Genomic DNA, 19,664 nt, shown 5'->3' on the forward strand with positions numbered 1-19,664 from the left:
CTCCGCTGGTGCTGCCGAACAACTTGCCGCCGCCCACTGCCAACAGCGGCAGATGCTCCAAGCTCGGTTGTCTTCGGTCACGATCTTCATGAGACAGGCACGCTGGACGGCGATGCGGCGGGTCCTGGTGCCGACGACTGATGGACTACGGCGTTGACCTGCGGCTTAGCCCCTTCTAGCGTGAGGTGATGGCTGGTTTGAGGCATGTGCGGCGGATTGGCAACCTGCCCGCCGACCTGACCAGCTTCGTGGGCAGGAAACGGGAACTCGCCCAGATCAGGCAGCTGCTGACCGCCTCGCGGCTGGTGACGCTGACCGGCGTGGGCGGCGTCGGCAAGACACGGCTCGCCCTCAGGGCTGCCGCCGAGCACCACCGAGCCTTCGACGCGGTGTGGCTGGTGGATCTGACCGGTCTCGACGACCCGCACCTCGTGGTGGAGACGGTCGCGGAGACCGTCGGCCTGCGCGACGAGTCCATGATCTGCCCAGTGGACGGGCTTGCACAGCTGCTGGCCTCCCAGCGGACGTTGCTCGTCCTCGACAACTGCGAGCACCTGAGCGACGCCTGCGCCGAGCTCGCCGACAGTCTTCTGCGGACCGCCTCCGAACTGCGGATCATCGCGACGAGCCGGCAGTCGCTTGGCATCACAGGCGAGCACGCGATGAAGGTGGCACCGCTCGCCGTACCAGGCGTGGATCAGCCTCTGACGGAGAAGGCGCCGGAGCTGTACGACGGGGTGGCCCTGTTCGTGGAGCGCGCCGCGGCGGCGGTGCCCGAGTTCACCCTCACCCAGGACAATCAGTCGGCGGTCGCCGAGCTGTGCCGCCGGTTGGAAGGCATTCCTCTGGCGATCGAACTCGCCGCCGTGCGGCTGCGGGCGCTGTCGGTGAGCGCGCTCGTCGAACACCTCAACGATCGCTACCGTTTTCTGACGCGCGGCAGCCGTACGGCCGCGCCGCGTCAGCGGACGCTGCACGCGCTGGTGAACTGGAGCTTCCAGCTGCTCTCCACCCCCGAGCAGACTCTGTGGACCCGCTTGTCGATCTTCCCTGGAGACTTCGATCTGGAGACCGCCGAATCCGTCTGCACCGGCGACGGCATCGAGCGAGAGGACGTCCTGGACCTGGTCGACGGACTGTTGGACAAGTCGCTGCTGCAACGCGAGGAGCACGACAGGCAGGTCCGCTATCGCATGCTGGAGACACTCCGGGAGTTCGGGCGGCTGCGGTTGAGCGCCGACGAGCGGCGGGCGCTGCTGCGGCGGCACCGGGACCGGTACAGGCTGCTGGTCGATCAGGCGCTCGCCGAATGGTTCGGCCCTCAGCAGGTCTCCTGGTTCACCCGGCTGCGGCTGGAGCGCGCGCATCTGCGGGCCGCCCTGGAATTCTGCCTGCAGGAACCCGGCGAGGCGGAGGCCGGGCTGCACATCGCCACCCTCCTGTACGAGACCCACTGGAAGCCCAACGCGTTCTACAGCGAGGGCCGCCACTGGCTCGACCGCATGCTGAAGGCCGCTCCAGGTCCCACCGCAATGCGAGCGGAGGCCCTGTGCGCCGAGGCCGATGCCGCCTACACACAGGGCGACATCGCGGCGGCCGAGCGACTCGTCGAGGAGGGCAGGGCGCTGGCCTGCAAGCTGGGCCACTCGGAGGCTTTGGGCCTGGCCTCGCTGGTCTCGGGCATGGCGGCGAACATCACGGGCGACTACAAGCGGGCGGGCGTCCTGTTCGAGGATGCCGTGACCAGGAACACCGAGGCCGGCAACACCATGCGTCTGGCGTGCGCCCTGCTCTCCCTCGGCACGGCGGCCGACTATCTCGGGGAGCGGCAGCGGGCCGCCGAGCTGGTCGAGCGGAGTCTCGCACTCTCCGAGGCGCAAGGGGAGAGCTGGGTCCGCTCCTGGGTGCTGATCATCGTCGCTCTCGGTGCCTGGCAAGGCGGCGACAACGCGCGAGCGATCTCGCTGCTACGCGAAAGCCTGGTGGTCGGCCGTGACTTCGACGACCGGCTCATCATCACCGTCGGCATGAGAGCGCTCGGCTGGACCCTGGCCAGCGAGGGCGACCTCATCGGCGCGGCTCACATGCTCGGAGCCGCGGACAAGGTGCGCCGTACGGCCGGCATCTCCACCCACTGGAGCCAGCACGCCGAGTTCCACGAACAGTGCGTCGCCAGCTTGCGGGACAAGCTGGGCGACGACGCCTTCGCCGACGCGGTCCGGCAGGGCGGCGAGTGGACACTCGAACACGCGACCGCGCGAGCGCTCGGGACCCTGCGGGACACGAACAAGAAGGACAAGGTCGGCGAAACGCCGGTCCCCTCCCCGCTGAGCAGGCGGGAGCAGGAAGTCGCGGAACTGGTCGCCCAGGGATTGGGGAACAAGGAGATCTCGTGCGCGCTCGTTATCGCCCAGCGCACTGCGGAGAGTCACATCGAGCACATCATGACCAAGCTCGGCTTCAAGTCACGCACCCAGATCGCGGCCTGGACGACCGCTCGGAAGGCTGAGGGAGGCAACCTGTGAGGGGATCATACGCCGCACCTCACTGAACAAGAACTCCCCCGGACGGGGCCAGTGAGGGGTTCGGGGCGGCCGGCGAGCGGCCGTACAGCCCCTGCTCCCACAAGGGTTGTCGGGATGGATGACACAAGCGGGAGGCGGACGACGAACCGTACGCCAGGATCGCCGTCCCGGACGTGGATGTCCCCACCGTGGGCCTCGACGACTTGCCGGACGATGGCCAGACCGAGTCCGGGGCCGCCGTCACACCTGCTCCTGGCCGCGTCCCTTCGCGAGAAAAGATCGAATATACGTTCGCGGTCCTCCGCAGGCACGGGCTCGCCGTCGTTGCCCACCGACAGCAGGGCTCGCTCGCCGTCCCGCCGTACCTCCACATCGACCGTCGTCGCCGCGTGCCGTTCCGCGTTGTCCAGCAGGCTCGTCACCAGCCGGGACAGCAGGGGGCGCGACCCTTCCACGGTCACGTCCTCATCTTGGTGGATCAGGATCCGCCGCCGTCCCGAGCGGCACCGGAGTTCGTCCGCCACCAGCCGGCCCAGATCCACCTCATCCTCGGCGGCCCGCGGCACGCTCCCGATGTCCGCCAGCAGCAACAGGTCGGCGGCTATCGCCTCCAGCCTCCCGAGAGCCCCCAGCGCTCCATCCAGCGCCTCGCGCGCGTCTCCGGGATGCAGCAGGGCCGCCTCCAACTCAACACGGACGGCGGCGATGGGGGTGCGCAGTTCGTGCGACGCATCCGCGGCGAACTGACGCTGCTGCCTGAGCACACGCTCAGCGGTCCGCTCAATGGGTTCGGCACAGTTCGGACTGCGGTTCATTCTCGGATCTCCTCGATCCACGACTGGAAGGTGCGGTCGAACACCCACACCGCCAGCATCCCCGTCCCGGGCTCCCCCGAGGACGGGATAAACCACGAAATCCATACCGAAACCATGCGGGTAGCCAAGGAAAACCTGCGTATGTTCCAGGGCGCCGACGGCCCCAGGAAGGTGGCGCCGGGCGCGCCGGCAGATCGCCGACGCGGGCGCTTCGGCTGCCGGACGCCCGGTCTTGGAGGGTGGCAATGGCACTCCCAGGCGAAACGCACCCTGGAGGTGCTCCGGCATTCCGCGCAACATGAGTGAACGGCGCTGATCCGATGCGCCGGAGGACCGATGGAGAGACAGCCAGATGCACCTGTGCGAATTCGCGAGCTCGGAGGGCGTGATCCTCCTCGCCGTCGTGTCCTGGGTGGCCTTCTTCGGTGTCCTCGGCGCCATGCTCTGGTCGAAGGTGCGCGCCCGCAGGTCGAGGACCCCCCAGGAAGTCCTGTTTCGGCGGTTCGCCGCAGGTGAGATCGACGACGACGAGTTTCGCCGGCACATGGAGGCCCTCCGCGCCGAGCCCCAAGTCTCCGGTCGCGTGGACTCCCGGCCGGATCCGCTCGTCGGTGAGTTCGGCGAACCAGCGCTCGACGACGTTCAGTCGGCCGACCAGTCCCGGGAGGCGTCCGCGCCCCAGCTCGCCAGTAGGCGCAGCCCCTCCTCCGACGCCGAACCGGGCTCAGCGTGGTAGATCGCCAGCGACTGCTCTTCATCGCCGGGGAGCGTGAAGGTCTCGTAGCGGAGCGTCAGCGCTCCCGCCAGCGGATGCATGATCCGCATGCCGCCGTGCGACTTCTTCTTCACATCGTGGGCCGCCCACAGCGTCCGGAAGTCCTCGCTCTTCATGGAGAGCTCGCCGATCAACGCCGCGAGCAGCGGATCGTCCGCGTGCAGGCCGGCGTCCAGCCTCAGATTGCCCACCACGTCGGAAGCCTTGGACTCCCAGTCGACGAATAGCCGCCGGGCCGCCGGGTCGAGGAAGATGATCCTGGCCCAGTTCCGCTCCTGCGGGGCACGCGCCGCCCAGTCCCCGAAGAGTGCGGAGGCCGTGCGGTTCCACGCCAGCACATCGGTACGGCGGCCCCACACATACGCGGGTACGCCCTCCATCGCCGTCAGCAGCTTCAGTAGCTCGGGCCGCACCCGCTGGCGCTGCGGCGCGGGCTGCCCCTTCTGCTGATTCGGCTTGGCGAGGTGCAGCAGGTGGGTGTGCTCTGCGTCGGAGAGCTTGAGCGCACCGGAGATCGCGTCCAGTACCTCGACCGAGACGTTGCGGCCGTTGCCCTGCTCGAGGCGCGTGTAATACGCCACAGAGACCCCGGCGACCTGTGCCAGCTCCTCCCGCCTGAGGCCCGGCACCCGGCGCCGCCGGCCGTACTCGGCGAGCCCCACGTCGGCGGGCTTCAGCCGGGCCCTGCGGGTGCGTAGGAATTCGCTCAGCTCCGTGCGCGGGTCGAGGTGCCGCTCATGGCCGGGTCCCGAGCCGAGGCCCGACACGGCTACCGGGTCGGTGCGGAGGTCGGGATGGATAGCCATGCCTTCCAGTATTGCGCCGGGTGTTCCCGATCGGGGCCCTCCAGCCTGTCCCTGCTGGTGGTAGCCACACGGGACCTAAGCAGAGCGGAGGTCTGGGTAACGCCGCACGGCCGGAGCAATCTGAATGCTCTCCCCAGCCTCATCCTCGCCTAGCTCATGGAGCAGTAAATGACCGAAACGGCCAGTACGGCTTCGCCCGCCGCAGTACACCGACGGGACCGCCTTCCGGGCAAGGCCCTTCTCGGCCTCTTCCTCAGCGGGTTCGTCGGCATCCTCACCGAGTGCCTGCCTGCCGGCCTGCTGCCGGAAATGGCCCATACGCTTCACACGAGTGCCGCGCTCACCGGTCAGACCGTAACCCTCTATGCCGCCGCCACCGCGATAGCGGCGATCCCTCTTTCGCGTGCGACGTCGAAGTGGCCTCGCAAGAACGTGCTGCAGCTCGCGCTGGGCATTGTCGCTGTCACCAACGTGCTCACCGCGGTGTCCAGCGACTACGCGCTGACCCTGGCGATCCGCTTTGTCTCCGGCCTGGGCACAGGGCTGATCTGGCCCCTCCTCGGCGGTTACGCCGCTCGGCTTGCCCCTGAGGGACGGCAGGGCCGTGCCATCGCCATCGCCCTGGCCGGAACTCCTATAGGCCTGGCTGGGGGCGTCCCAGTGGGAACCTGGATGAGCAGCCTCGGTGGGTGGCAGCTCGCTTTTTACGCCTCTGCAGCTGTGACCGCGCTGACCATGGCGTGGGCACTGGCGACGCTTCCGAATCTGCCCGGTCAGTCGGTGCATGAGCGCTTCAAGGTCTCGCAGGCCCTGGTCATACCCGGGCTGCGCACCATCTTGTTCGCGCTTGCCGCATACATGATCGCGCACAATATTCTTTACACCTACATATCTGAGTTCCTCACGTATGTGGATATGGAAAGTCAGACGGGTTGGGTGCTTTTCGCCTTCGGCGTCACGTCTGTTTTGAGCGTTCTCGTGGTCGGTACACACATCGACCGCCACCTGCGCAAGCTCGTGGTGGGCAGCACCGTGGTGTTTGCGATCAGCATGCTCGTTCTGGCCGTGCTCTCCGGCGTGCCTGCGCTGGTCTATGTGGCCGTCGCAGCGTGGGGCTTTGCATTCGGGAGCTCCCCCAGCCTGTTCATCGGTGCCGTGATCAACGCGACGCGAGAGGCCGCTGACGTCGCTCAGACGATCACCATCACGGTCTTCTCTTCGTCCATCGCGCTCGGCGGCCTCATCGGTGGTCTCCTGATTGCGGATCTGGGCACCGCATCGATCACTTGGGCGTCGTTGGTGCTCCTGGTCGCCGCCGGCATAGCCGTGATCGGCGGTAAGAAGAACGCCTTCCCCAAGGGTGCCTGAAGCAGATGGCCAAGGGCCCCAAGGGCCGCTCCGGCACCCGCTTCATGCGCGGGTGAGCAGGCCGGCGAGCGTGGTCTGAAGGATCTCTCCGTACATGGTGGCGAAGTCCACCCGGGAGCCCGCGAGCCGGGGGTCGGCCGTGGCCTCGACGACGGTCGGGGTCGGGTTGCTGAACGGCCACAGACCCACCAGTGAGACGACGGCGTACTCCGTCAGGGTGAGCGCGTCGTCCGCGGTGAGGGCCGGCACCCGGTCCCTGACCAGCTTCGCCAGCCTGGTGCGGTGTTCCAGGTCGGTGAATTTGTAGACGCGTACGGTTTCGGCCGAGACGTTCCGCTCCAGCACGCTCGGCAGCAGGCTCCACAGTTGGCACAGGATCGGCCGGGAGGCGAGGGAGCCGGCCCAAGCCCGCATCACCTGGTCGGGTTCGCACGGCGGAGTGGGCCACTCCTCCCCCAGCGCGTCGAGCCAGGACGACCGCAGCCGGTTGAGAAGCCCCAGGAAGACGCCCTCACGACTCTCGAAATAGCGCACCACATGCGTCTTGGACACACCCAGCCGGCGCCCGAGCTCCCGGAGGCTGATCTCCTCCGCCGGCATCTCGGCCAGCAGCGACTCCGCGGCGTCCAGGATCTCCTGCCGGCGCAGTTCTCGGTGTTCGGGCCGCCTGGCCCGCTGGAAGGCCGGCACCTCCACGTCGTCCATCGAACCTCCTCGCGCCGCGGATCATGGCAGCTCCAGAGTAGCGGTCCACCGGACACTTGATTAGGTGTCCAGTGGACCGCTACAGTCTTAAGGGTCCATTGGACACCTATCTGAGGGGGAAAGTTCCGTGATCACGTATGACAGGCTGTACATCGGAGGACAGTGGGTCGCCCCGGCCGGAGGCGACGTCCTGGAGGTGCGCTCGCCGCACGACCGGTCGCTGGTCGGGACCGCGCCGCACGCCGTCCCCGCCGACGTCGACAGGGCGGTCGCCGCCGCGCGGCGGGCGTTCGACGAGGGGCCCTGGCCCCGGATGAGCCCGCAGGAGCGGAGCACCGTCGTGGAGCGGTTCTCCAAGCTGTACGCGGCACGCGCCGAGGAGTTCGCGGCCCTGGTCACCTCCGAGAACGGCTCGCCGCTGTGGTTCACCCGCTGGACGCACCAGCAGTCCCTTCCGGAGATGACGGACGCGTATCTGCGCGCCGCCGCGGCCCTCGGCTGGGAGGAGCAGGTGGGCGCCGTGGGCGAGGCCGTCACGCGGCTGCGCCGCGAACCCGTGGGCGTGGTGGCCGCGGTGATCCCGTGGAACGCGCCCCACCAGTCGGCCCTGGTCAAGCTGGTGCCCGCGCTGCTCGCCGGCTGCACGGTCATCCTGAAGGCCTCGCCCGAGACGGCGCTGGACGCCGTGGCCCTCGCCGAGGTCTTCGACGAGGCCGGCCTTCCCGAGGGCGTGGTGAGCATCCTGCCCGCGGGTCGCGAGACGAGTGAGTACCTGGTCGCCCACCCCGGCGTGGACAAGATCGCCTTCACCGGTTCCACCGCGGCGGGGCGGCGCATCGCCTCCATCGCGGGAGAGCAGCTCAAGCGGGTCAGCCTGGAGCTGGGCGGCAAATCCGCCTCGATCATCCTCGAGGACGCCGACCTGACGGCGGTCGTGGCGGGCCTGAAGGCCCTGTCGCTGGGCAACAACGCCGAGAACTGCGTGGCCCACACCCGGATCCTCGCCCCGCGCAGCCGCTACGAGGAGGTCGTCGGCGCGCTGACCGCCATGGTGGAGGGGATCCGCGTCGGCGACCCCGCGGACCCGGAGACCTTCATCGGGCCCATGGTGCGCGCCGACCAGCAGCAGCGGGTGCGCTCCTACATCGAACTCGGCATCGCCGAAGGCGCCCGGATGGTCACCGGCGGCCCGGAGACGCCCGAGGGTCTGGAGGGCGGGTACTACGTCCGTCCGACGCTGTTCGCCGACGTCGACAGCGACATGCGGATCGCCCGCGAGGAGATCTTCGGCCCCGTCCTGGTCGTCATCCCGTTCGACGACGAGGACGACGCCGTCCGCATCGCCAACGACTCCGAGTACGGCCTCGGCGGCGGCGTGTGGACCGCCGACCGGGACCACGGGGTCGAGGTCGCCCGCAGGATCCGAACCGGGTGGATGACCGTCAACGGAGCCGCCCCGACGTACGACGGTGCCTTCGGCGGCTACAAGAGCAGCGGCATCGGCCGCGAGTTCGGCGCCGCGGGTCTCACCCAATACATCGAGTACAAGACCATCGCCGTCTAGGAGGACCGTCGTGCAGGAAGCCCGCATCACGCTCGGACACAGCGACATCTCCATCCGGCCGATCGGGCTGGGCTGCATGGGAATGTCCCAGTTCTACGGCGACGCCGACGAGGAGGAGTCCGTCGCCACGATCCATGCCGCCATCGACGCCGGCATCGACTTCTTCGACACCTCCGACATCTACGGCGCGGCCGGCGCGGCCACCGGCCGGCCCCAGAAGGGCTTCGGGCACAACGAGGAGCTGCTGGGCCGCGCCGTACGCGGTGTGCGCGACGAGGTCGTCCTGGCGACGAAGTTCGGCGCCCGGCTCGCCCCGGAGGGCGGGGTGGCCTTGGACGGACGCCCCGAATACGTGGCCGCCGCCTGCGACGCCAGCCTGCGCCGCCTCGGCGTCGACCACATCGACCTCTACTACATCCACCGCCTCGACCCCACCGTGCCGATCGAGGACACCGTCGGCGCGATGGCCGCCCTGGTGGCCGCGGGCAAGGTGCGTGCGATCGGGCTCAGCGCGGTCGGGCCGGACCTACTTCACCGGGCGGCCGCGGTGACGCCGGTCTCGGCTCTCCAGAGTGAGTACTCGCTCTGGGCCCGCGAGGTGGAGCAGGAGGTGCTTCCCACCTGCCGTGAGCTGGGCATCACCTTCGTCCCGTACAGCCCCCTGGGGCGAGCCGCGCTCGCCGGCCGCTTCACCAGCGGCACCTCGTTCTCCGGCGACGACTTCCGCTCCACTCTGCCCAAGTTCCAGGAAGAGAACTTCGCGGAGAACCTCCGCCTCATCGAGGGCCTGAAGGCGTTCGCCGACGAGCGGGGACACGCCCCCGGGCAGATCGCCCTGGCCTGGCTGCTCGCCCAGCCGTACGACATCGCGCCCATACCCGGCACGAAGCGGGCGGCGTACGCACGCCAGAACGCCGCCGCGACGGCCGTGCCGCTGAGCGCGGACGACCTCGCCTTCCTCTCGGGCCTGTTCGACCCCGCGCTGGTGCGTGGCGGGCAGTACGGCGCGCTCAACGTGCGCCCCCAGCACTGATCTCCACACTCCGGGCGTACGCCCGCCCCTCCGAAACGACAAGCGATCAAGGAATCACCATGACCGACGACCAGCAGGAACCCGGCTACGCGGCCGCACTCGACACGGCCGCGCGGCTGCTCGGCAGGCGGCTGGAGCCGTTCCTGGAACCCGGCCCAGGCGAGCCGGCCAACGCCGCGGACTTCACGCGCCTGGCCACACTGCACACCTTCGGCGACGCCTGGCCACGCACCGACGTCCTCGACACCCGCACCCGCGCCCTCATCTCCGTGACGATCGCCGCCACCCTGGGCACACTCGAACCGTTGCGCGGGCAGCTCCGCATCGCACTCGGCAACGGAGTCACTCCGGAAGAGATCGTCGAGGCGTTCATCCACATCGAGGCGTACGCCGGCGCCGCCCGTGCCTTCGACAGCTATCAGATCGCCCGGCAGGTCTTCCAGGAGGTCCACGCAGCCGAACAGCCCCGGTAAGGACCGCGCGCAGTGGCCACCCAGGCCGACCTCAGGTGGCCAGAGTGCTGCTCGCGAAGAGGTTCTCCACGACCGCCGGGGTCGACGTCAGGCATTGCTCGTGGGAGTAGCCGGCGAGGGTGCGCAGGGCCGCCGCCGAGCTCTCGAACCCATATGGGAACGGGTCGTCGCCGAACACCTCCTGCTGCTCGTCCAGCCTCGGCCCGGCCATCAGCAGGCTGGACCGCTCGATGCTGCGCACGTTGGCGTAGGCCAGCCGCTTGGCTTCGGAGAAGGCCAGGAACAGGTTCATGGCGAGGTCGGGATCCTGCTCCAGGTGCCGGTTCTGCACCACGACGGTGTGGTTGCAGTGGAGGAAGCCGTACTTGCGGTAGGTGCGCACGGCTTCGGCCCACGGGTCGGCGAACAGCCTGCGCACACCGGGGGTCGCCCTGAGGTCGTGCGCACTCGTCCGGTTGAGCCGCGAGGTCATACCGGGGTACGGGCTCGGCATCACCGCCTCGATCTCGCCCGCGACGAGCATCGAGTGCAGCGTCTCCCCCTCGGGCACCCGGCTCACCTGGATCCCGGGTGCGGGACGGAACCCCGTCTCTCCACCATGGCTGAGCTCGGGACGACGCTCGATGAACCATTCGACGCTTGTGGGATCGACGCCGAAGTCGTGGGCGAGCGCGCCTCTGGTCCACACTGCGGCCGTCATCTGGTATTCGGGCAGGCCGATCCGCTTGCCCCGCAGCTCCTCAGCGCGCTGAATGCCGGACCGCTCATGCACGAAGAGCGAGGTGTGAAAGGCGGTCCGGTTCGGGAACACGGGGATCGCGGTCCATTCCCTGCCCTGCTCCCTGGCGATGAGGAAACTGGACAGCGACATCTCGCTGACGTCGAACGCGTCTTCGTGCAGCATCCGGTAGAACGTCTCCGACGGCGCCAGAGTCCGCAGCTCAAGCTCGACCCCCGGGACGGTGACCCGCCCGTCGGCGAGCGCGGCGACCCGGTCGTAGTCGGCGATCGCCAGGGTCAGACGTCGATCTGACATGCTGTTTCTCTCTCCTTTGTCATGAAATATCGGCCAATCGACCTGGGCGGACGTCCGGATCAGGCCTGGAAGGCCGGGCCGGCCTTGAGCACCGAGCCGTCATGTCGTACGGACCTTCCCGCCGAAGATCAATGGGCCGGTGCGAGGGTCCTGGCCTCGGCTTCGACGTCGTGGTCGTAGAGCCAGGAGCGAAACCTCACCGAAGCGGCGATCTCGGCGTCCCGCTCGTCGAGGTCGTCGTAGGCGGAGTCGTAGCGGCGTCCGTTCGCCCGGGCGCCGCGTTGGACCTGGGCGACCCGCTGCCGGCGCAGTTCCTCGTAGGCCGTCAGCGCTCGAGGCGCGCCCGCCCGGTCGACGCCGGTCAGCAACACGGCAAGGGCGACGGCGTCCTCGATGGCCTGGTTCGCGCCCTGCCCGAGGTGAGGCAGCATCGGGTGAGCGGCGTCCCCGAGCAACGTCAGCCGGCCCTTGGTCCAGGTGCTGAGCGGCTCACGGTCGTACAGCCCCCACCAGTAGGTGGCCTCCACCTGGGCCAGCAGCCCTTCGATGCGCGGGTCCCAGCCTGCGAACGCCGCGGCGAGGGCGACCGGATCACCAGGGGCGGACCAGGACTCGGCGGTGCGCTCGTCGCTCGGCACGAAACCGACGTAGTTCAGCAGCGCACCCCCGCGCACGGGATAGACCAGGAAGTGCTTGCCCTCTCCCATCCACAGCTGCGAGACGCCACGCGGCCATTCGGGGAGCCTTTCGACCGGGATCAGGCCGCGATAGGCCACCGACCCGGAGTGCACGGGGCTGGACGGCTCGACCACGTAGGGCTGGAGCACGGAGTTGATCCCGTCCGCCGCGATGACGACGTCGGCCTCCGCAGACTCACCGTTGTCGAAGGCCAGGCGCACGCCCGCGGCGTCCTGCTCCATGCCCACGCACCGGTGGCCGGTGCGCACCGCCTCCGCGGGCAGGCCGTCGGCGAGGATTGCGAGCAGGTCGGCGCGGTGCATGCCGTACATGCCGTTCCAGCCACTGGAATCGGTGGTGAGGATGGGGGCGACGAGGGTGCCGTCCATCCGGTAGTACCGCGACCCCGTGCCGATGCGTGCGCCCGCGGCGGCCAGTGCGGCCCCCATTCCCATCCGTTCCAGGTGGCGCACGCTGTTGGGGGTCATCAGCACCCCCGCGCCGATCTCGCCGAGCTGTGGCGCCTGTTCGAAGACCGTGACGTCGATGCCGGACCGCACCAGAGCCTTCGCGGTGGTCATGCCACCGATCCCGCCGCCCACGACCGCCACCCGAAGTGCGGGTGAACTCATGCCGACCCCTTTTTCGATTAGCGAAAGATTTTCGGTAATTTCACCGTAATCTTGGGCCACAGGGGGTGTCAACGGTTGTGGGCGGCCTTGGCCGAAGGCCGGTCGCGCACCGCACGGGCGGTGCGCGGGCTCAGATGAGGGGCGAGGACCCGCTCACAGCATCCGGCCCAGGCGGACCGCCTCCCGGCGGACCACGGGCAGGTATTTCTCCCGCATGACCTCCAGAGAGGAACGGGCGGTAGAGGTGCTGACGCTCATGGCGGCATGCGTCCGCCCGAGGTTGTCGCGGACCGGGACCGCCACGGTCAGCACGCCCGGCTCGAGTTCCTCGTCGGTGAAGGCCGCGTCCTCCTCTCGGGCTTGCTGGATCTTCTGGCGGACCTGCAGGAGGGTGGCGGGCGTGTTCGGGGTCATGGGCTGCGGCCGGCAGCGGGCGAGATAATCCTCCAGTTCCCGGTCCGGAAGCGCCGCGAGCATCACGCGCCCGGTAGAGGAGGCGTACGCGGGCAGTCGCGCACCCACCCGTACGCCCGCCGACACGATGCGCGTGGCCTCGGCCCTCGCCACGAACAGTGCGTGCCCGTCGTCGAGTACGGCCAGGGACGCGGACTCGTCGAGCTCGTCGCGCACAGCCACCAGGCAGGGCTGGGCGAGCACGGTCAGGGAGGAGGTGTTGGCATACGACGCGCTCAGGCGCATCATCCTGGGAGTCGGCCGGAAGTACTTGCCGTCATGGCTGAGGTAACCCAACTCCTCCAAGGTCAGCAGGCAGCGGCGGGCGGACGCCGGCGTCGTGCCGGTGGCCGCGGCGGCCTCGCTGACGGTGAGCTGCGGATGGCGAAGATCGAACGCCTCTATGATCGCCAGCCCCTTGGCGAGCCCGGCCATGCCTTCACGCCGACTCGCCTTGATCGGCGGCCCGCCGTCGATTTCTTCGCTAATAGACACGATTTCGTTATACGAAGAAAGTTGATGCTGGTCAAACGCATCCCGAGGTCCTGTGCCGCTACTCGGACGCCGGGAGGCAGGCTGCCTGCTCGGGCGTGTGGGGCCGGAAGTCGATGAGGAGAGGGCTGTACCATTGCGGCTGTTGGTACGAAGGTAATACCATTTGCCTACCTAGGGTCGGAGTCCTGTGAGGGGAGTACATGGCCACGCAGGACAACGCGCCTTTATTCAACGGCCTCCTGCCCGGCCATCTCACTCCACCGGGGAACCTGGGCGGAGCCACGAAGGTGGGACGGGTAGACGTGGACGCGGAGCTGACGATCCGGCTGGCCGGATCGAAGCGACCGTGACCCGGGTACCGGTGGCGCACCGGCGCCCGAGCAGGACGACGACCGAGAATCGGAGGACCCATGGGCAAAAGCGGACGCGTGTTCGTGCGTGGACTGACCTCGCAGACATACGGCCTCGGAGAGTTCCGGCAACGCCAACTGGCGGTCGACCGGGTACGTGACGACAGCGTCGTCGTCGACGACGCGAAGGTCGCGCACTCGGGCGACAGTGCGAAGAGCCGGACCTGGTGGCGGATCGGTCCCGGCGACGAGGACTTCCTCACGCAGACCATCCAGGTCCACTTCGTGGAGTTGCCCCCCGAGTCGTCGAATCACGGCCACGGCCACCAGAACGAGGCCGCCTTCTACATCCTGGAGGGCAAGGGCTACGAGATCCACGACGACCAGCGCTACGACTGGAACAAGGACGACCTGGTCTTCGTGCACACCGACTCGGTGCACCGGCACTTCAACCCCTACCAGGAGCGGGCCGTCGCCCTGGTGGTGAAGGCGAAGTGCACGTGGATGTTCATGGGGCTCATCCAGCAGGGACGGTCCGGGCCGGTCGAGGAAGAGGAGCGATTCGGGCCGCGTGAGGACTGGTCGCGGATCTGGACCCCGGGAGTTCTCGACCGCAAGAAGGTGATCTCGCCCGCGGACACGACGTGGCAGGACACCCCGCTGGGACGGGTCCGCGTCATGTCCTCCCCGGAGCGCACGGACGCCCGCATCTTCAGCGTGGACGCCTTCGAACTCGACATCCCCGCGGGTGGTCACAGCGGCAAGTACTGGAAGATGGCCGACGAGGTCTACTACGTCCTCGACGGCGGCGGGTACGCGCTCCAGTGGGAGGTCGAGGCGGAGATCGCGGAGAAGTACTACGCGAGGATCGCCCGGGAGCCGAAGCGCTACGACATCAGGCGGGGCGACACCCTCTACGTCCCGCAGAACCACGTCTGTCAGATCTTCGCGGCGGACGGGACCCCATTGCGTCTGTTCAACGCGCAGAACCGTGTCTTCAAGCACCTCGGCTACGACACCGTTCACTACTTCGAGCCGGCCTCGAACGCGACGTCCTGACCACGCGGGCGACGACCGGAGTCACCCGCTGCGGCGCCGGAAGAACCGGCACGCCAAGTTCATCGAGGACTGGCGGCAGAACCACCGTGACGTCGTCCATATGAAGAGCGCCTCGCTCCAGCACTCGGAGCGAGGCGTTCGCGTCAGCGCCGTCGGAATACTCCCCCCTACTCCCCCACGTTCCGCCGCGAGACCACCCGCAGGCCCAGACCGAGCGCATGCAGCGCTCGCGATGAGCACACAGGCCGCCGTCGACAGTGTTCGAAGGCGATGGTGTCGCCGAGGAGCCGTTGTACGAGCCGCAAGCGAAGAGGCTCTGCGTCAGCCCGGGGTGAGGACGCAGAACTCATTGCCCTCCGGGTCGGCGAGGACCTTCCACGGAACATCGCCCTGGCCGACGTCGGCGCCGGTGGCACCGAGAGCCCCTAGCCGGGCCACCTCCGCCTCTTGATCATCACCGGGATACGGCATCAGGTCGAGATGGACGCGGTTCCACACGGTCTTCACGTCGGTCATGCGAAGGAACTCCAGGTACGGCCCGACGCCTTTGGCCGAACGCAGCACCGCATGATCGTCGCCCACCTCGTGCAGGGTCCAGTCCATCGCCTCGCCCCAGAACCGGGCCATGGCCCGCGGATCCGCGCAGTCGACCACCACCGCGGCGATCGGCCCGGTATCCCGGTAGATCTCCCGAGGCTCCAACACGCAGAACACGTTGCCCTCCGGATCGGCCAGAACCGTCCACGGGACGTCGCCCTGGCCCACATCGGCGGGCGTCGCACCGAGATCCTTCAAGCGCGCGACCGACTCCGCCTGATGGGCCGCAGAAGTGGTGGCGAGATCGAGGTGCACGCGGTACCTCACCGTTTCGGGGTCCGGGACGGTGACGACATCGACGCAGAGGCGACGGGATCCGGCCAGGCGAAGCCCACGGGTTCGACGTTGGTCACACCGGGCGTTCCACGTTGACCTGCGGCCCTGTGCCGCTCACGTACCTCACCTTGCGTGCTGCCGACAACCCCCGGCCCGCTCGGATCCGTGGCGAGCCGACCGCATAGGTGGTCGAGCTCCGGCGATCCGGTGACCCGCGCCCATAACAAAGTCGACGGGGACGCCCGTGACCTTTGGTGGTTTAATGGTATTACCTAAACGCGGGAGAGATTCCATGTCACGTATGGACCAGCGGTGTCGCCCTTGGCGGGCCCAGGATCCCGGGTCGCCTCCGCAGAGGCGGCCGCTCCGACCCGGCTTACGGGGGTCCCGATGAGCAACGGGACACTGATCGTCGGCGGCAGCCAGGCCGGCCTGCAAGTGGCCGTGTCCCTGCGGCAGCTCGGCGACACCTCACCGATCGCCCTGGTCGGCGAGGAGCATCATCCGCCATACCAGCGGCCGCCCCTTTCCAAGGAGTTCCTCGCCGGCGAGGCGGAGCTCGACTCGCTGGCCTTCCGCACTCCCGACTTCTACGCCGACTCCGAAATCGACCTGGTACGCGGTGAGCGGGTGACCGAGGTGAGCCTGTCCTCGTCGGGCCCGCCGGGTTCAGGAGTCGCGCGGACCGCCGGCGGGCGTGAACTGCCCTTCGACCGGCTGGCGTTGACCGTGGGAGCGGGCGCCCGGCGGCTCCCCGTGCCCGGCGCCGACCTCGGCGGGATCTGCTACCTGCGCGAATACAACGACGCCGCCGACCTGCGGACGCAGCTCGCTACCGCCACGAACGTGGTCGTCGTCGGCGGTGGATTCATCGGACTGGAGGTGGCTTCGGCGGCCCGCGCCCTCGGCCGATCCGTCACGGTGGTCGAGGCCGCGGAACGGCTGATGGCGCGGTCGGTGGGGTCCGTGGTCTCTGAGTTCTACCGTCAGGCGCACCTGCGCCGCGGCATCGGCGTACGGCTCTCGTCCGCGGTGTCCGGCTTCCAGGGTGAACGCGGCAGGGTCACCGGCGTCGAGCTGTCCGACGGCACGCAGCTGCCGGCCGATCTGGTCCTGGTCGGGGTCGGCGTTCTCCCCCGCACCGAGCTCGCCGAACAACTGGGACTCGTGTGCGACCAGGGCATCGTCGTCGATGCCCACGCGCGCACCAGCGACCCCTGGGTCGTCGCCGCCGGCGACTGCACCGTGCAGCCGCACCCGATCACCGGGCAGGGGCGGGTACGGATCGAGTCGGTTCAGAACGCCGTGGCCCAGGCCCAGGTGGCCGCCGCGACGCTGCTCGGCCGGCTTGACAACGTGACATCCGTACCGTGGTTCTGGTCCTACCAGGGTGACCTCAGGTTGCAGATCGCCGGCCTCGCCTCCGGCTACGACACCCAGGTCGTGCGCGGTGACCCGGATGACGAGCAGTTCTCGGTCCTGTACTACCGGCATGACCGGCTGCTGGCCATCGATGCCGTCAACCGCCCCGCCGACTACATGGCCGTACGCAAGGCCCTCGGCCAGGGAGCGAACATCGCCCCGGACCGCGCCGCCGATCCCACCCTCCCCCTGAGGTCCCTCGTCGGCGGTCCGTCCCCGGCAGTGCCGGCTGTTCAGCGAGCGAAAGCGTGAGCGTGCAGAGCAAGCCGCTTGTGCCCGATGATGGCTTCTGGTCTAATGGACATACCATAGAAACTTATCGGCGCGCGTCCGGCACATGGAAGTCGAACGACCGTGAGAGGACATGGGCACCTTGTCCAAAGTGATCTACATCGACAGTGCCGGTCGCGAATACGCCGTGGACGCGACGGTCGGTGACACGGTCATGGCGACCGCGGTCAGGAACGGCGTCCCCGGGATCGTCGCGGAGTGCGGCGGGAACTGTTCGTGCGCCACCTGCCACGTGTGGGTGAGCGAGGAGTTCGCACCGGTTGTGGGGCCTCCCAATGACATGGAAGAGGACCTGCTCGACATGGGCGTCTCGGATCGGCGCAGCACCAGTCGCCTCTCATGCCAGATCCGCATCACGGAGGCCCTCGACGGTCTGACGGTGGAGATCCCTCCGGAACAGCCATGACACCCGGACCCGGACGCACCATGCCGGTCGGACCGCGGACCAGCATCGCGGATCCGGTACCGCCAGTCCGGCGCCGGTTCATCACATGAAAGGGAAACGGCCGTGCTAAGGCAGGACATCAACGAGCTTTTGACGCAGACCGGTCCCGGGACGCCGATGGGCGACTTGTTCCGGCAGTACTGGATTCCCGCGCTGCTCGCCGAGGAACTCCCGGAGAACGACTCACCGCCGGTGCGCGTGAAGCTCCTGTCCGAGCGCTTGATCGCCTTCCGCGACAGCGACGGGCGATATGGCCTTATCGACGAATTCTGCGCGCACCGCGGCGCCTCGCTGTGGTTCGGTCGCAATGAGGGGTCCGGCCTGCGCTGCCCCTACCACGGCTGGAAATACGACGTCACCGGCCAGTGTGTGGAGGTGCCGTCGGAAGCGGACAACAGCAGCTTCTGTGAGAACGTGAAGCTGCGCGCGTACCCGCTGGTCAAGGTCGGCGACATCCTCTGGACCTACATGGGCGACCCGGCCAAGCGGCCGGACCTGCCGGAATACGAGTTCGCGCACGTCCCGCAGGAGCAGACCTACACCTCCAAGCGGTGGCAGCAGTGCAACTGGCTGCAGGCGTTCGAGGGCGGCATCGACTCCAGCCACGTGACCTTCCTGCACTCCGGCGGCTTGAAGTCCGATCCGTTGTTCAAGGGCGCCAAGGGCAACGAGTACAACATGAAGGACACCAAGCCGTTCTTCGAGGTCGCCGACAGCGAGGGCGGGCTCTTCGTCGGCGCCCGCCGCAACGCCGAGGAGGGCACCTACTACTGGCGGATCACTCCGTGGGTGATGCCGGCGTTCACGATGGTGCCGCCACGCGGTGACCACCCGGTGCACGGCCATTTCTGGGTGCCGATCGACGACGAGAACTGCTGGACGTACTCCTTCGACTACCACCCGGCCCGTCCGCTGACGGCCGCGGAACGCCAGGCGATGATCGACGGCCACGGAGTGCACAGCAAGAACATCCCGGGGACCTACCGGCCCGTGGCCAACATGGACAACGACTACCTGATCGACCGCGAGGCGCAGAAGCGTGGGGAGACCTACTCCGGCGTGGCGGGCATCGCCATGCAGGACGCCTCCCTGCAGGAGAGCATGGGGCCGATCGTGGACCGTACGAAGGAGCGACTGGTCCCGGCCGACAGCGGGATCATCAAGGCCCGTCAGAAGCTGCGCAAGGCCGCGATCGCGCTGCGGGACGAAGGAGTGACGCCTCCCGGGGTGGACACGGCGCACCACCGGGTGCGCTCGGCGGCGGTCGTGCTGCCGCAGGCCGAGTCGTTCCTGGACTCCTGCCGCGACGCGGTCAAGGCCACTCCCGGCGTGCCGCACTCGTCGGTCTGAGATGGCGACGCTGCCGATGTATGCGAGCGAAAGCGCCAGGGCGGCCTCGGCGAGCGAGTCGCGCTACCGGATCACCGTGCCGATCGCACCCGCGAGGAACGCACGCGTCATCGCGCTGGACGCAAGATCCGCGGCGGTCGCCCGGCGCATCTCCGACGGCCCCTGGGCCAACGCCAGGTTCTACACATGCGAGGCCACACGCGGCCGCAGGCGGGCGGACGAGGTCCTGCTGCACGGGATCGACGGTGTGCCGGCCGCGCTGGACGACATGCTGAGGGGCACCGACGTGGTGGTCGTCATCGCGACCGATGACTCGGGAGGGGCTCTGGCGGCCGCCATCGGCAGCGCCTGCAGCGCGCGCGCCATCACCACGGCGGGGGTGGTGCTCGGCGACGGCTTCGAGGCCGACGACGCCGTCGCCGCGTTACGGCCGCACGCCCGGGTGCTGCTGCTGTCGGCAGACGAGAGCGACGCATTCGAACTGCTCAGAGCCCTGAGGGTCTAGCGAGCCGGCCT

At 68.6% G+C, this 19,664-nt stretch carries 18 protein-coding genes and 1 pseudogene; 12 read left to right on the forward strand and 7 right to left on the reverse strand.

The annotated features are described in order from the left end of the window. Nucleotides 1–188: 188 nt before the first annotated feature. Nucleotides 189–2,525 carry a helix-turn-helix transcriptional regulator gene (locus tag Pth03_RS01780; protein ID WP_203942287.1) on the forward strand — a complete coding sequence of 779 codons (2,337 nt, stop codon included), beginning with the start codon at nt 189–191 and terminating at the stop codon, nt 2,523–2,525. A 5-nt stretch (nt 2,526–2,530) separates the two neighbouring features. Here Pth03_RS01780 and Pth03_RS01785 read toward each other — a convergent pair whose 3' ends face one another. Continuing rightward, nucleotides 2,531–3,340, reverse strand: a complete 810-nt coding sequence (locus Pth03_RS01785) for a sensor histidine kinase (protein ID WP_203942288.1) — start codon at nt 3,338–3,340, stop codon at nt 2,531–2,533. A gap of 352 nt (nt 3,341–3,692) precedes the next feature. On the opposite strand from Pth03_RS01785, the gene Pth03_RS01790 reads away from it, so the two are divergent. Beyond that, the gene (locus Pth03_RS01790; protein ID WP_203942289.1) at nt 3,693–4,076 is read left to right on the forward strand and encodes an SHOCT domain-containing protein; all 384 of its coding nucleotides are present in this window, start codon (nt 3,693–3,695) and stop codon (nt 4,074–4,076) included. Here the strand turns inward: Pth03_RS01790 and Pth03_RS01795 are convergent. Beyond that, nucleotides 3,983–4,921 (reverse strand): MmyB family transcriptional regulator, encoded by a 939-nt coding sequence (locus Pth03_RS01795; protein ID WP_203942290.1) that lies wholly within the window; start codon nt 4,919–4,921, stop codon nt 3,983–3,985. The two genes, Pth03_RS01790 and Pth03_RS01795, sit on opposite strands and share 94 nt — an antisense overlap. Nucleotides 4,922–5,089: 168 nt before the next feature. Between Pth03_RS01795 and Pth03_RS01800 the strand changes: the two genes are divergently transcribed. Then, complete coding sequence (locus Pth03_RS01800) at nt 5,090–6,289, forward strand: MFS transporter (protein ID WP_203942291.1); 1,200 nt, start codon at nt 5,090–5,092, stop codon at nt 6,287–6,289. Between the two features lie 42 nt (nt 6,290–6,331). Here Pth03_RS01800 and Pth03_RS01805 read toward each other — a convergent pair whose 3' ends face one another. Beyond that, nucleotides 6,332–6,994, reverse strand: a complete 663-nt coding sequence (locus tag Pth03_RS01805) for a TetR/AcrR family transcriptional regulator (protein ID WP_203942292.1) — start codon at nt 6,992–6,994, stop codon at nt 6,332–6,334. Between the two features lie 127 nt (nt 6,995–7,121). On the opposite strand from Pth03_RS01805, the gene Pth03_RS01810 reads away from it, so the two are divergent. Genes Pth03_RS01810 through Pth03_RS01820 form a run of 3 tightly spaced genes read left to right on the forward strand, consistent with a single transcriptional unit; the run spans nt 7,122 to nt 10,064 of the window. Next, complete coding sequence (locus Pth03_RS01810) at nt 7,122–8,558, forward strand: aldehyde dehydrogenase (RefSeq protein ID WP_203942293.1); 1,437 nt, start codon at nt 7,122–7,124, stop codon at nt 8,556–8,558. Nucleotides 8,559–8,568: 10 nt separating this feature from the next. After that, nucleotides 8,569–9,591, forward strand: coding sequence for an aldo/keto reductase (locus Pth03_RS01815; RefSeq protein WP_239118688.1), 1,023 nt, complete (start codon nt 8,569–8,571; stop codon nt 9,589–9,591). A gap of 59 nt (nt 9,592–9,650) precedes the next feature. Then, on the forward strand, nt 9,651–10,064 hold the full coding sequence (locus Pth03_RS01820; RefSeq protein WP_203942294.1) for a carboxymuconolactone decarboxylase family protein: 414 nt from the start codon (nt 9,651–9,653) through the stop codon (nt 10,062–10,064). Nucleotides 10,065–10,095: 31 nt separating this feature from the next. Here the strand turns inward: Pth03_RS01820 and Pth03_RS01825 are convergent, their stop codons facing one another. The 3 genes from Pth03_RS01825 to Pth03_RS01835 all read right to left on the reverse strand — a co-directional run bounded on the left by Pth03_RS01825 (nt 10,096) and on the right by Pth03_RS01835 (nt 13,358). Beyond that, on the reverse strand, nt 10,096–11,100 hold the full coding sequence (locus Pth03_RS01825) for a PhnD/SsuA/transferrin family substrate-binding protein (protein ID WP_203942295.1): 1,005 nt from the start codon (nt 11,098–11,100) through the stop codon (nt 10,096–10,098). Nucleotides 11,101–11,228: 128 nt separating this feature from the next. Then, on the reverse strand, nt 11,229–12,410 hold the full coding sequence (locus Pth03_RS01830) for an FAD-dependent monooxygenase (protein WP_203942296.1): 1,182 nt from the start codon (nt 12,408–12,410) through the stop codon (nt 11,229–11,231). Nucleotides 12,411–12,563: 153 nt separating this feature from the next. Beyond that, a complete protein-coding gene (locus Pth03_RS01835; RefSeq protein ID WP_203942297.1) occupies nt 12,564–13,358 on the reverse strand; it encodes an IclR family transcriptional regulator domain-containing protein in 795 nt (264 codons plus the stop codon). 200 nt (nt 13,359–13,558) lie between these two features. Between Pth03_RS01835 and Pth03_RS01840 the strand changes: the two genes are divergently transcribed. Both Pth03_RS01840 and Pth03_RS01845 read left to right on the forward strand, forming a co-directional pair. Next, nucleotides 13,559–13,708, forward strand: coding sequence for a hypothetical protein (locus Pth03_RS01840; RefSeq protein WP_203942298.1), 150 nt, complete (start codon nt 13,559–13,561; stop codon nt 13,706–13,708). A gap of 60 nt (nt 13,709–13,768) precedes the next feature. Then, nucleotides 13,769–14,767 (forward strand): cupin domain-containing protein, encoded by a 999-nt coding sequence (locus Pth03_RS01845; protein ID WP_203942299.1) that lies wholly within the window; start codon nt 13,769–13,771, stop codon nt 14,765–14,767. Nucleotides 14,768–15,088: 321 nt separating this feature from the next. Here Pth03_RS01845 and Pth03_RS01850 read toward each other — a convergent pair. Further along, a pseudogene (locus Pth03_RS01850) lies at nt 15,089–15,717 on the reverse strand (VOC family protein). Between the two features lie 313 nt (nt 15,718–16,030). Between Pth03_RS01850 and Pth03_RS01855 the strand changes: the two are divergent. From Pth03_RS01855 to Pth03_RS01870, 4 genes are all read left to right on the forward strand, one after another. Beyond that, nucleotides 16,031–17,314, forward strand: a complete 1,284-nt coding sequence (locus Pth03_RS01855) for an NAD(P)/FAD-dependent oxidoreductase (protein ID WP_203942300.1) — start codon at nt 16,031–16,033, stop codon at nt 17,312–17,314. 112 nt (nt 17,315–17,426) lie between these two features. Continuing rightward, a complete protein-coding gene (locus tag Pth03_RS01860) occupies nt 17,427–17,759 on the forward strand; it encodes a 2Fe-2S iron-sulfur cluster-binding protein (protein WP_203942301.1) in 333 nt (110 codons plus the stop codon). A 102-nt stretch (nt 17,760–17,861) separates the two neighbouring features. Then, nucleotides 17,862–19,148 (forward strand): aromatic ring-hydroxylating dioxygenase subunit alpha, encoded by a 1,287-nt coding sequence (locus Pth03_RS01865; protein WP_203942302.1) that lies wholly within the window; start codon nt 17,862–17,864, stop codon nt 19,146–19,148. A 16-nt stretch (nt 19,149–19,164) separates the two neighbouring features. Beyond that, nucleotides 19,165–19,653, forward strand: coding sequence for a hypothetical protein (locus Pth03_RS01870; protein WP_203942303.1), 489 nt, complete (start codon nt 19,165–19,167; stop codon nt 19,651–19,653). Nucleotides 19,654–19,664: the final 11 nt, after the last annotated feature.

The sequence above is a fragment of the Planotetraspora thailandica genome (assembly GCF_016863335.1).
Lineage (GTDB): Bacteria > Actinomycetota > Actinomycetes > Streptosporangiales > Streptosporangiaceae > Planotetraspora > Planotetraspora thailandica.

Coding starts and splice junctions, on each gene's coding strand:
- Pth03_RS01780 (WP_203942287.1), top strand. CDS start 189: ATGGCTGGTTTGAGGCATGTGCGGCGGATTGGCAACCTGCCCGCCGAC.
- Pth03_RS01785 (WP_203942288.1), bottom strand. CDS start 3,340: ATGAACCGCAGTCCGAACTGTGCCGAACCCATTGAGCGGACCGCTGAG.
- Pth03_RS01790 (WP_203942289.1), top strand. CDS start 3,693: ATGCACCTGTGCGAATTCGCGAGCTCGGAGGGCGTGATCCTCCTCGCC.
- Pth03_RS01795 (WP_203942290.1), bottom strand. CDS start 4,921: ATGGCTATCCATCCCGACCTCCGCACCGACCCGGTAGCCGTGTCGGGC.
- Pth03_RS01800 (WP_203942291.1), top strand. CDS start 5,090: ATGACCGAAACGGCCAGTACGGCTTCGCCCGCCGCAGTACACCGACGG.
- Pth03_RS01805 (WP_203942292.1), bottom strand. CDS start 6,994: ATGGACGACGTGGAGGTGCCGGCCTTCCAGCGGGCCAGGCGGCCCGAA.
- Pth03_RS01820 (WP_203942294.1), top strand. CDS start 9,651: ATGACCGACGACCAGCAGGAACCCGGCTACGCGGCCGCACTCGACACG.
- Pth03_RS01825 (WP_203942295.1), bottom strand. CDS start 11,100: ATGTCAGATCGACGTCTGACCCTGGCGATCGCCGACTACGACCGGGTC.
- Pth03_RS01830 (WP_203942296.1), bottom strand. CDS start 12,410: ATGAGTTCACCCGCACTTCGGGTGGCGGTCGTGGGCGGCGGGATCGGT.
- Pth03_RS01840 (WP_203942298.1), top strand. CDS start 13,559: ATGGCCACGCAGGACAACGCGCCTTTATTCAACGGCCTCCTGCCCGGC.
- Pth03_RS01845 (WP_203942299.1), top strand. CDS start 13,769: ATGGGCAAAAGCGGACGCGTGTTCGTGCGTGGACTGACCTCGCAGACA.
- Pth03_RS01855 (WP_203942300.1), top strand. CDS start 16,031: ATGAGCAACGGGACACTGATCGTCGGCGGCAGCCAGGCCGGCCTGCAA.
- Pth03_RS01860 (WP_203942301.1), top strand. CDS start 17,427: ATGGGCACCTTGTCCAAAGTGATCTACATCGACAGTGCCGGTCGCGAA.
- Pth03_RS01870 (WP_203942303.1), top strand. CDS start 19,165: ATGTATGCGAGCGAAAGCGCCAGGGCGGCCTCGGCGAGCGAGTCGCGC.